8 protein-coding genes are annotated in these 12,384 nt (G+C 44.4%); 2 read left to right on the forward strand and 6 right to left on the reverse strand.

Features of this window, described 5'->3' with window-relative positions; genetic code table 11:
* Window positions 1-43: 43 nt before the first annotated feature.
* The 3 genes from FAM09_RS29720 to FAM09_RS29730 all read right to left on the reverse strand — a co-directional run bounded on the left by FAM09_RS29720 (window position 44) and on the right by FAM09_RS29730 (window position 1,722).
* A complete protein-coding gene (locus FAM09_RS29720) occupies window positions 44-742 on the reverse strand; it encodes a hypothetical protein (protein ID WP_136580815.1) in 699 nt (232 codons plus the stop codon).
* Between the two features lie 96 nt (window positions 743-838).
* The gene (locus FAM09_RS29725) at window positions 839-1,081 is read right to left on the reverse strand and encodes a hypothetical protein (protein ID WP_136580816.1); all 243 of its coding nucleotides are present in this window, start codon (window positions 1,079-1,081) and stop codon (window positions 839-841) included.
* 74 nt (window positions 1,082-1,155) lie between these two features.
* Window positions 1,156-1,722 carry an RNA polymerase sigma-70 factor gene (locus FAM09_RS29730; protein WP_166437315.1) on the reverse strand — a complete coding sequence of 189 codons (567 nt, stop codon included), beginning with the start codon at window positions 1,720-1,722 and terminating at the stop codon, window positions 1,156-1,158.
* A 138-nt stretch (window positions 1,723-1,860) separates the two neighbouring features.
* On the opposite strand from FAM09_RS29730, the gene FAM09_RS29735 reads away from it, so the two are divergent.
* Together FAM09_RS29735 and FAM09_RS29740 are read left to right on the forward strand one after the other, a co-directional pair.
* Complete coding sequence (locus FAM09_RS29735; protein WP_136580818.1) at window positions 1,861-2,334, forward strand: group II truncated hemoglobin; 474 nt, start codon at window positions 1,861-1,863, stop codon at window positions 2,332-2,334.
* A gap of 22 nt (window positions 2,335-2,356) precedes the next feature.
* The gene (locus FAM09_RS29740; protein ID WP_136580819.1) at window positions 2,357-5,371 is read left to right on the forward strand and encodes a ligand-binding sensor domain-containing protein; all 3,015 of its coding nucleotides are present in this window, start codon (window positions 2,357-2,359) and stop codon (window positions 5,369-5,371) included.
* On the opposite strand, the gene FAM09_RS29745 is transcribed toward FAM09_RS29740, so the two are convergent.
* The 3 genes from FAM09_RS29745 to FAM09_RS29755 form a co-directional block, all read right to left on the reverse strand.
* The gene (locus FAM09_RS29745) at window positions 5,349-5,978 is read right to left on the reverse strand and encodes a response regulator (protein WP_136580820.1); all 630 of its coding nucleotides are present in this window, start codon (window positions 5,976-5,978) and stop codon (window positions 5,349-5,351) included. The two genes, FAM09_RS29740 and FAM09_RS29745, sit on opposite strands and share 23 nt — an antisense overlap.
* A gap of 406 nt (window positions 5,979-6,384) precedes the next feature.
* On the reverse strand, window positions 6,385-11,616 hold the full coding sequence (locus tag FAM09_RS29750) for a glycoside hydrolase family 78 protein (protein WP_136580821.1): 5,232 nt from the start codon (window positions 11,614-11,616) through the stop codon (window positions 6,385-6,387).
* A gap of 298 nt (window positions 11,617-11,914) precedes the next feature.
* A complete protein-coding gene (locus FAM09_RS29755; RefSeq protein ID WP_136580822.1) occupies window positions 11,915-12,274 on the reverse strand; it encodes a helix-turn-helix domain-containing protein in 360 nt (119 codons plus the stop codon).
* Window positions 12,275-12,384 lie beyond the last annotated feature (110 nt).

Raw genomic sequence — 12,384 nt, forward strand, 5'->3', positions numbered from 1 at the left:
CGGCCTGTTAAAAGCCGGCCTCTTTTTGGTCTTTCGTTCAGCATTATTTTGTCAATGGTAAGCGGGAAACCTGCACCAATAAGGAGTCCTTGCTTTTCAACATGCCATTGGGTATATTCTTATTAAAGTAATTAGGCAAAGGCTTTGAAGTGTAAGTAAAGATATTACAGTTACTTACCAACGCATATTTGAGTAAAGGCAGGAAATAGTTGCCGCCTTCAATGATAACCGGGTATGCTTTGCGATACTTTTTGCAGTTTCCACCTGCCGACTGGCAAATTGAATAAGGATTATACTGCGGAACCTGGTTATGCAATAACTTGCAATGCCCCAGCGGATCGCTTCCCGGCATAGCGGCCGAGTCTAATGGTGACAGTATCATTTCCTTATCGTTTTTACTAACGATCTCCATCTCTATATCGTTCAGCTTTACTTTGTTGTTGTCAAGGAAAATAATGTTCGTGGAAATGTTGTGATCCCCGACAGTAGTTTGCCCAATATTGAACCTGCTAATATCCTCAGGAAAATTACGTGTCATGAAATCCCTGATAATAGGCTGATCTCTGATAATACCGTTACTGGTATACAATGCCAAATCATCTATTAATAACTTTTTGCCTGGTTTATATTCATTTGTATTGCCTGGTGTGCCCCCGGGATTACCTTCATCATCACCGTCTTTACTACACGCATTAAAAATTATCAATGAAAATAATACCAGCAATAGGTTTCTTGTTGTCATGTTTTATTTTTTATACCTATACAACTGGTCTGTTTGAAATATTCCTATCGTACAGAAAAAAAATTTAAAATAAATTCTGCGACTGTTTATATATGCCTAAAAACAGCCGGATGCCAACCGAAGATTTACTTTGTTCCAGGCGTTATCTGCATTATATGTTGTTCCCTGTATTATGACACCCGCTTCCTCCCATATTTTTTTCAGTTGCCGGTAAACGGCTTCATGCGATCCATTCTCCATACGCCACTGCCGCAGTGTTTCCGTATCTGCACTGGTTGGCTGGCCTTTCAGTGCTGCCTCAACAAGCAGTAATATATGTTCGGGTATTTGTATCGTCACTATGTTGGGGTATTTGTATCATAACTATGTATGGTAATAAGACAGGCGTTTTTTGAAAACTCCTATCGACAAGGTTACATTTTGGTAAAAAAATAAGTAACAAAGGGCCAGAGCCAGCCTGTAGCTTTGCACACGAATGCTTTCAGCAGTTTCATGGCCTTCCAGGTTTGATTATTGACGGTTTTGACGGAAATGCCGAGTTTGTCGGCAATTTCCTGGTTGCTAAGGTTTCCTGTTCTGCTTAACAGGAATATTTCCTTACACTTTTCAGGAAGCTGGTCAATGCCTTTTCTCAACAACTCCCTGTAATTGGGTATTTCTTCATCCGGTACTTCTTCCACAGTCCAGTTTATTGTATCTTCTTCTTCCAGATCAGTATTGGATATAGAAGATGCCGGCATTCGTTTTTGAGATCCCAGGTGATTAAAGCAGGTATTTCTAACAGCCCTGTACAGATAAGCGCGCAACTGTGGTGATTGAATGATGGATTGGTGTTTTTCCCAGATGCGTACAAAAACTTCCTGTACAATATCCTCTGAGGTATCATGGTCTGCTACAAGGGTGTAAGCATACTTACAAAGCGGATCATAAAACGCCTGAAAGTGCTGCCTGAACTGAATATAAAGATCGTTTCGATTCACAAGATTGGGTTTTGAATGAATGTCGGGAGTATATCCAAAAACGTTATGCCCCCTTAAAAACGATAATTATGCCATTTTGTTTTCGGTGTTTTATATTACGGGGGGAAGTCCGTAATTTGTAAATTGCAAAAAAAACACATGAAGAACATTCCTACTTTATACGAATGGGCAGGAGATCAGCAGACCTTTGATACTTTATTCAAAACATTTTATGCTAAAGTGGTGAAAGATGATCTATTGGGTGAAGTGTTTAAAAACATGTCGCCCGAACATGTAAAACATGTTTCGCATTTTGTGGCGGAAGTATTTGGCGGAGAAAAATTATATACGCAGGAAGGCGGCAGTCATGCCGCCATGGTAGGTAAGCATATTGGTAAAATGCTTACAGAGGAAAAACGCCAGCGATGGATCAGGTTATTGTTACAAACTGCCGATGAAGTGGGATTGAAAAGCGACCCGGAATTTCGTTCCGCTTTTGTGGGGTATTTGGAATGGGGAACGCGGATAGCGGTCATCAATTCGCAATTAACAGAAAACCCGATGAAGCAAAGTGAGCCAATGCCCAAATGGGGTTGGGGTGAAACCGGCGGGCCGTATCTTTCCAACGATTAGTAGGAGAAAACTGATATAACTAATGCCCAACCCCTTACGTACCCTTGTACTATGCTGCTTTTATTTATTGCTGTTGCTGCCGGCAAAAGCGCAACGCCTGCCCGGCTATAGTATTATCAATTACAATAGCGACAACCTGCTTCCGCAAAACAGCATTAACGACATGGCTTTCGATAGCAATGGCTTTCTATGGCTGGCCACCGAAATGGGCATGGTGCGCTTCGACGGGCAGCATTTCAGGGAATACAATATGGCTAATTCCCCTGCCTTATACACCAACAGGTGTTGCCTGGTGAATGCAGTGAAGGGAAAGATCATCATGGTACCTGGTTTTTCCAGCTCCCAGGTTCTCACCGTAACAGCCGATTACTGTCTTAAGGCAGACAGTCTCCTTTCTGCCAATCCCTACCAGTGCAACCATTGGAACAACTGCACATTTTACTACGATCATATCTATAAAAAATGGGGGCGTGATTCAACCGCCTTTAAAGGACTATTACGCAAATTCAACCTTAACGGCGACCTGATAACAGAGAATGAGAGGCTGGCGTATGTAAGAAAAGATTCAAATTATTATTACCTCAATGATAATACGGCCGATGTTCAGTTGCTGAATGAGATCGATGGCCATGCGCTAAAGATCCAGTTTATGGTGGGTGGTTTTTATTTCTTTGTCGACAGGCAGAATCGCTTCTACGCATATCAGCAGGGCCATTGGCAAAAGAATATTACATGCAGTGACCGGCTCAGCAAGATCTTCAACCAGGCCGAATCGGGCGCATATCCAAGCCAGTATACGGTAAAGGCCATAAGAGATGATAACCACACATTCCTGGTATACAAAGGAAATATACTGGTGTTGCAAATAAGAAACGGCATATTGGATTATGAAGTACTGGCCGCTAATACAACTATAAAAAATATCAATGGAATAATCTACGATCAGGTACATGGAGCACTGTACATTGGTACAGCCACCAGTGGATTGTACATTCTCAAACTGCATCAGTTCCAACCGCTATCCTTTACCAGCGACCATTATGCCATCAACAGCCTGTATGCGCAGGTGGAAATATCGGCTGGCAACATTCTCACTTCATCCGGTGTGTTGAACCGGAATAGTGTACTGAATAGAGCTACGCCGGGCTTGTATGACCGGCCTGCCTTACTGCGATCATCTGATGGCTATATCTGGTATTCCAGTTATGATTCTTTAAAAAAGATCGATACCGGCTTACGAAAACCGGTCACGGTTCAATACCTCGGCGGCTGGTTAATGGCGATCATCGAAGCCGCAAATAAAGACCTCCTGTACTGCACGCCGAATAAGTTATTCCGGCGAAGAGGGGAGAATGCCACCTTATTACTGGAAATGCCTGAATACATACAGGTGATCCGCGAAATGGGTCCCAATGATCTATGGATAGGGACTTCATCGGGATTGTTTTCGTATGATCTGGTAAAAGGTAAGCTTCGCCGTTTGGGGTTGCCTGATGCTGCTGTAAGGGCTATCTACAAAGCAACCGATGGAAGCGTGTGGATAGGTACTTATGGACAGGGATTTTATAAATACGATCAGGGACGGTATCATAAAATGCCTGTCGATGCTGCAAATAACCTGGCCAGCGTTCATTGTTTTTTGGAAGACGGGCAGGGTTATTTTTGGTTGCCCACCAATAAAGGATTGTACAGAGTTGCCAAACGGGAACTCGACAGCTATGCCAGCGGAAATAAAGAAGAGGTCTTTTACTATTATTTCGATAAGTCCGCTGGATTTATTACCAATGAGTTCAACGGCGGGTGTACCCCCTGTGGCATTGTAATGCGTGACGGTCGTTTTTCATTGCCTTCGCTGGAAGGCCTGGTACAATTCAGACCGGATAGTATACGGATGATGCCACCTGAACACCCGATATTCATCGACCGTATTTTCACAGACGACAAAAGCGTCCGATCCGATAATCATTTTGAAAAGCGGCAGAATTCGGGCCCGCTGGTGTTTGCGATCGCTTCTCCCTATTTTGGTAACCCGGCCAACCTGCATCTTGAATATTCCATTCCGCAATTAGATGACAAATGGCGTCCTGTAAGTGCCGATGGCAGGTTAGAGCTTACCGGTTTGGGCAAAGGGCGTTACACGCTCATCGTTCGCAAGCATGAGCATTATGGCCGGTATAGTTATAAGCGAGTGCAATGGACCATTCTCCCTTTCTGGTATGAAACCATCTGGTTCCTGCTGCTGGTTGCAATTGCCGGCATCGGTATTCTTTCCTATTTTTTCTGGCTTCGCTATGCGCGTGAGGCAAAAAGGGCAAAGCTGTTAGAACAAAAGGTAGCAGAAAGAACCCGGGAGCTGTCTGCCAGTAACCTGGTAAAAGGAAAAATGATCGCCCTCATTCTGCATGACCTGCGCTCTCCTATACGCTTCCTGCATCTCATGGCCACCCATATTTATGAGAATTACCAAAAGGTTTCTCCCCGGGAGCTGGATGAAACGTTGTTCAGGTTCAGGAATGCAACGCATGACCTGAACCAGTTTACTCAGGATTTTCTTACCTGGACGAATGCGCAGAAGGAAGGATTTGTTATCCGGAAGGAAAGAATTGTGCTTCGCGAGATCGTGGAAGGCATCGTTTCATTATACCAGCCAGCGGCGGCCATCCGTAATAATGAAGTGCTAAACCTGGTGCCGGCGGATATTACGTTGGTATCCGATACCAATATCTTATCGCTTATTATCCGCAACCTGGCCGATAATGCCAATAAGTACATGTTTAAAGGCGAGATAACGATGGATGCCATACAGGACGCGGCGGCCGTCCGGATCATTATCACTGATACCGGCAAAAGTATGGACAGGGAATTGGTGGCGGAGATCCTGAACAATACGTACCAGATGGATAAGAACAGCCATGGCTTTGGTTATAAGATCATCCTGGAATTATTAGCGAGGATCCAGGGAGAACTGTATATCGACCGCCCCGGTGAAACAGGCAACCGGATCACGCTTACTTTCAGGCAAGATCAAAGCGGTTAACTATCCTGGTGAGCTCTATTACATTGTTGACTTTTAATTTCTGCAGAATATTTGCTTTATGCGTACTCACGGTAGAAATATGGATAGATAATATTTCCGCGATCTCCGACACGTTTTTGCCTTCTATCAGGTGGGTCATTACTTCCAATTCGCGGGCCGACAGGTTTTCGAATAAATTGTTGGGAGCGCCTGTTATTGCGTCGCGGTTAATGCTTTCCTGTAACCTGGGGCTCAAATATTTTTTATTGTTCATTACGTTCACAATAGCCTTGCGGATCTCGAGTGCATCGGCATCTTTATTGATAAATCCCATGGCCCCCAACTGCAGGTATTTCATGGCATAAATTTCTTCGCTGCTCATGCTAAGGATCAGCACCTTCAGTTTCGGCTGAATGGAGAAAACATTTTTTAAAAGATTAACCGAGTCGGTACCGGGCATGTTGATGTCCATGATAAAGAGGTCGTATGCAGTGGATTGAATTTGCTTCCAGGCGCTGTCGCCATCGCTGCATTCATCTATCTGCACATTTAAATACTCTGCTCTAACAAGAACACTTATTCCTGTTATTACAATATTATGATCGTCGGCAATTAAAATTCTTTTCAATAATGTAACGCTTTGGGTTAAAATACAATGGGAACCTGTTTTTAAAGCACTGATATTGCAATAATAGTAAATGTATTCGAAGGAATGTACTAAATTCGTGTATAATTGACATTTTACTGCACCCAGACCGTTATTTTTCTATTTTTTTCCAATTATTACTACCCGGTTTACGACAAAATTTTGCCTACTTGCAGCTTGGAAGGTGATTGTAAAAAAAATATAATTACTCAATAATAGTAATATATAAAAAGCACTTTTTTCCGTACCGACCGTTAACACATGACTATAATCCTATAAAAAAAAGTCCCTTTTTAGAATCCACTATCCAGCTTTGATGTGTGATAACCCATGCGACCAAAGGCCCGCATTTAGCGGGTCTTTGGTATAAGATGCCTAAGCATTCCTGTTACAGCACTACAATCTTTCTTACCACTGTTCTCTTATTATTGGTTAAGCGAATAAAGTAAATGCCTTTGCCGGGTATAAACAACTCCAGCTTTCTTACATATCCATTAACAATGCGGTGATATTGATTATATCCGTTTGAATTATATAATTCAATATCCCAGCTATGTAACAATTCCGGTAAAATGATCATAATGCGGCCGCTGGTTGGATTAGGCGAAATAGTTATGGCTTCATCCAGCACCGGATCGTTGGTGGCCGTTGGTAGCGCCCTGGTAGTAAACTGGCTGATCGCACTTGTTGTACTATTGCCATGATCGTCTTTGGCAATTACTTTCCAATAGTACATTGTGTTGTTTGCCAGGTTACTCAAGGTATACGCTGTAGTGGACAGATCACTCGCAATTTTGGTAGCTGCCTGGTTATTGGTGGAGACGTACAGGTCATATTTAACCGGATCGTTTTCCGGGTCAGTTGCGGCTGTCCAGTTAAATGCAGTTGGCTGTACGGATACGTCAATACTGTTATTGCCCGGTGCTATGAGTTGCGGCATACCAGGCGGTTGATTGATTACTACTGGCTGATAAGTGAATGACCAAACCGCACTGGCTGAGGCGCCCTGTTGTTTATCTGTAGCCACTACTTTCCAGTAATACGTGGTATTAACGGTTAATGTACCGGTGGTAAAGGAAGTGGTAAATACTGTTGCTGTTTTTTGTAATGATGCTGCGCTGGCGCCAAAGTATACATCATAACCAATTGGTTCGCTGTCAACATCGGTGCTTGCATTCCATACGAGCGTAGCTGTTGCTGCTGCAATGTGGCCGTTGTTGGCAGGCAATTGCAAAGCAGGGACAGAAGGTGCTTCGTTCTTTCCTTTGAAGGCAAACACCATGCTGGAGGTTTCTGATCCGAGTGCATCACGCGCCACCACTTTCCAGTAATAAACTTCATTATTACCAATCGCAGGCGTGTTATAGGATAAGGTGGTTACTCCTCTTGCCAATAACGTAACAGGTTGCTGGTTTTTATCCATGTACACATCGTATACAATGGCATCATTATCTGCATCCTGCGCTGCTGACCAGGTAAGCTGGGTAGTTGCGCCTGATAATACATTATTCATTGCAGGCGTAAGCAAAACCGGCGCTGCAGGCGCATTGTTCTTTGCTGTAAAGTTCCATACCGGGCTTGCTGTTTCGCCGCCCTTTCCATCGCGCGCTGCTATTTTCCAGTAGTAGGTAACGCCATGGGTCAATGCGCCGGTTATATACTGCAACGCGCTGAGCCCTGTTGCAACCGGCGTAGTAAAGGTTTTACTGGTGCTAACGTATACGTCGTATAAGAGCGCATCTCCATCAATGTCGAAGGGCGCCTGCCACTGCAAGATGGCCGGGCTGTTTATATTGCTTTCATAAGCGAGCGGACTGATCAGCTGCGGCGCTTCGGGCGCTGTATTCTGCGTGTTGTTTTGCAGGGTAAAGGAGTATACATCGCTGGCGATGGTACCGCCAAAACCGTCTTTAACGACCACTTTCCAGTAGTATGTTGTGTTCGGTTGTTGCAACGAAGCGGTATATGTATTTTGCTGAAGATCGCCTGCCAGCAGGGTAGTGGGGTTAGGGTTGGCGCCTGAATATATATCATACAACAACAGATCACCATCAGCGTCATTGGCAGGTGTCCATGTAAGTGTTACAGAATAAGGTTGATTGGTTGCGCCGTTGGCAGGGAGCGTGAGCACAGGTTTTGTGGGCAAACTGTTGCGGGTAGTGAATACCCATTCATCGGATGTATAGATGTTGCCAGTTGCATCTTTGGGCACTACTTTCCAACGATGCGCATAATGGGGCCGTAGTGGTTTTCCTTCTAATGTATTTAACACGAACGGCGTGTCGGTAAGCTCCTGAGCAACCTGTATAAAATGAGAGTATCCGGGCAGGCCAACATACACGTCATATTGTACGTTCGGCAAAGGTTTTGTCCAGCTCAACGCTGGCGTCAAAGATACACCTGTACTCAGGTGCACCGGCGTTACAGGCGTTATACCAGGATTGGTCAATTCATTTTTATAAGTTCTGAAGGGACGCAATTCGCTGGCAGTTTCACCACCTTTTTGGTCTGTGGCAATGATCTGCCAGTAATAAAGGGAGTTTTGCAGGGTAGCTGTTCCGCCAAAATTGAAGGACGTACCTGTTATCTCGGAACTTGAATACAAAGCGGCAGGGTCAGTTCCCCACAGCACGCGGTAATAAACGGGGTCGCCATCTGCATCTGTTGCGGGCGCCCAGGTCAGTTGCTGCTCTTTAACGCCCTGCATGCCATTCGCCGGGGTTAATAGTAAGGGGGCTGTTGGTGCATGGTTCACGGTAGTAAAATTGTTTACACTGCTTTCCGTTACACCGCCGCGTCCGTCAAGGGCTACTACTTTCCAGAAATATTTTGTGCTGCTGTTTATTGTATTCAGCGTATAGGCGGTACTGGTAATGTTGGTTGCAATTAATTGCAGCGTGGCTTGTTGTTTCCCCACATACAGGTTATAGGTAACCGCATCACCGCCTGCATCGGTAGCAGCCGTCCAGGTAAGGTTCACCGCTGCCGGGTTTACGCCGGTACTTCCATTCGCTGGTAATTGCAATTGCAGGGCAGCAGGTGGCGTATTGTTGTTGGGTTGCGTAGTGAATATCCATACATCGCTTTCCGTTACTTCTCCATGAGGGTCGCGGGCCCTTACTTTCCAGTAATACTTTTTGTTTTGTTGCAGTTCGGTTAATTGATAGGTAGTACCTGTTGATCCATATTTTATTAATTGAGCAGGATCAGGTAATGTATCTGCATACAGGTCGTACGTGATGGCATCCCCATCGGTGTCGGTTGCAGCAACCCATTGCAGCAGCATGCTGTAATTCGTATGCGTACTGTTATTCAACGGGCTTTGCAGCGCCGGTTTGCCTGGTGCATGATTGTTCGTGGCATTTTTTACACAACGCACAGATGCATAGCCGGCGGTATTGTTAATATTGCCAATGAATTTATTTTGGGCGGTATTCCAGGTATAACCTGCCTGGCTGGTGGTGGTGCGGTTGGTTTGGGCCAGCCAGAACTGGAATGCATTGGTTTGAAAACCTGCTGGTAACACCAGTGTACTATAATATCCCGAAGGCAGCAGGCTGAGCCCGCTTGTGTTGAGCCAGTCGTTTTCTTTGCCGGGAATTGTCCAGTTGCTGTAATGAAGGGAAACAGGTGTATTTGTATTTAATGGAGCCAATGATTGCCAGTCGGCATTCGTAGGCACATGCCAGCCACAGGGGCACACGCCTTGTTTATTGGCGGCCGTATCTGTTTCGCTATCGAAATTTAATGCGCCTTCCCAATTGTACAAATAGCCGTATTTTGAAATGTTCTGGCTGTTATTGTTCAGCGCTACATAACTTTTCCCATTGCTGAATACTTCGTAATCATAATATCCATCTTTGGGCTGCGGCCTATAGGCGAGGTTATGGGTCATCCATTTGCGTCCGTTGATCGCTACCCATTGGTATATTTGACCATCGCGGAGATCCGTAAACGTACCTGTTTCATTGCCATTAGCGGGCCTGGTAATAAATTGCCCGGTCTTGCTACTGGTTGTTGCGCCTTGTTGATCGACAGCAAGCACTTTCCAGTAATAAGTAGTGTTCGGCGCCAGGTTTTGTACCGTGTAAGTAGTGCCGGTTACGCCCTGGGCAATCCGTTGCGGCGTACTGTTCTTATCGAAGTAAATATCATAACTGATCGCCGGATCGTCCTGGTACTTCCAGGCCAGTGTTACATTGGTTTCTACATACGTTGAAATTTCCCGCGGGTATTGCAGTGAAGGCGCTGTAAGTGGCATGATTTGCGTTACAAATGAGTGTACCGCACTTTCTACAGTTTCGTTGTCTGCATCCATTACCGAGATCTTCCAGTAATACTTTTGTGCGCCTGCCAACGGGATCGCAGGTATTATAGATTTTTTATTCGCCACCAATCCGGCGCTGATTAAATTATTTGCAGACGTACCAGTGTATAATCTATATAACAGGGTATTGCCGTCTGAGTCGTCTCCGCCGCTCCATTTGAATTCCGGTTGTGTAATTACGTTGGCTGCTCCATTGGCCGGTTCCAGCAGCACAGGGATAGTTGGCTTTTGGTTGATCTGCGCATCGATGGTATAGGAACGCGTTATTGGGCCGTTTTGCAAATGGACAGTTATCGTATTATGAGTGGCAAAATTACCTTCTATCTGAAAATATTTCGTGGCGCCGGAAGGCAGTTCATTGTTGTATATGATGTTGGATGTACTGGTAAAACCAGTGGGCAGATCAAAACTAACGACCGTATTCGGGTCGGTATAATCCAGTACGATCGCTATCGCATCTTTAATAGTTGTTCTGCCGCGGGTAGTGTATGCCGGGGTGGCTATTGTAAAAGCCGGGTTTAATGCGGCGGCTTCAAATTTATATAAAAAGACAGGGTCGCTATAGCGGTAATACACGCGCAAATTGGTTGCACCAGTATCCTGCGTTGTATTTTGCGTGGTGAATTTCCAGATGGCGCTGCTGGTTTCCCGGCCGCCTGCATCGCGATCGCGTGCAATAACTTTCCAATAATAGGTGGTATTATCTTGTAGTTGAGTATTGAGTTTGAAGGAGGGATTTAAAAGGTTGGCCGCAACCAGGGTTGCTGGCGACGGGCTTGTTGATAAGTAAAGATCATATACTGGTTTATCGCCGTCTGCATCGGTACTTGCCTGCCATTCAAACAAAGGGGAAATAGCCGCGTTTATAGCGTTATTTACAGGTGAAATATAATTTGGTGGATCGGGTGAATACAGGTTCGGACTGCCCGTTGTAAATGCCCATACTTCACTGGCAGTGCTGGCGCCGGTATTGTTTCTGGCAACCACTTTCCAGTAATACGTAGTGTTCCTGTTCAGTGAATTTATATAAAACAGGTTGAAGGTATCCTGGCTGGTATAAATAAGACAGGAGTCGTTAAAACTACCATCGATACAATTTTCTGCTATCAGCCGTAACTGAGCGGCATTAGTACCAAGGTAAATGTCATACACCACGTTGGCGGGGGTAGAACCGGTTCCGTATGTCCATTTAAACTCCGGTGACAACAATGAATAGGCCGGGTCGTTCTTTACCGGACTATGCAGCTTCGGTTGATCGATCGCGATCGAATGGCTCCATGCAGTGGAGGCCATACATTGAAATAACAGTAGCAGGATCGCAGTGAAAAAAAATGGTCTAAGGGAATATGGAACGAAGAAATACGAAGCGTAGGTTTTGATTTTCACGGTAAGGAATATTTGCGATCCGAAAGTTACGTTACCGTGATTACCTATGCAATATTTTTTGAAACTTAATAATGTGAATGCACTGAATTTTTAAACATAATCATCTTCCTGCACAAAAAGAACCGAATAATTAAAATAAATGCAAAGTGGCGGCAGCGGTAGACTGTCGCCTTTTTTGCATTAAAATGGGCGGGCTTAATTTTTCTTATGCTGTTACTTTATTCTCCTGGTCTTTTTTCCATTGAATAGGTGTGCTCCCAAATTCATTTTTAAAGGCTTTTATTAAAGCGCTTTTATCTCTGAATCCCGTTTCCTGGGCAATCGTTTTTAGCGGTTTATCCGCTAACAGCAGGTTTTTTACCTTATGCCAGAGGAGTTGGCACCGGTATCTGAACGCACCTGTATTGAATAAATGCTTAAAGCCGGCTTTTAATTTTTTTTCTGGTAAATCAACCAGTTCGGCTAACTCGGGGATGGTATAATGTTGCTCTATCTTTTCATTGATAATTTGGGCAGCATTATGGATCTTTTGCAGATCCTTTAAGGATAAGTGAACCTGATACATTGGAAAAGGTTTAAATGGTGAATTAGGGAAATTTACCAAAACTGGTAAACATGCCGTTATGAAAATGGAAATAAATTTTTGTGTTTGATCAACGGTTTATATGCTAAAAA

Source organism: Niastella caeni (assembly GCF_004834005.1).
In the GTDB taxonomy this organism is placed as follows: Bacteria; Bacteroidota; Bacteroidia; order Chitinophagales; family Chitinophagaceae; genus Niastella; species Niastella caeni.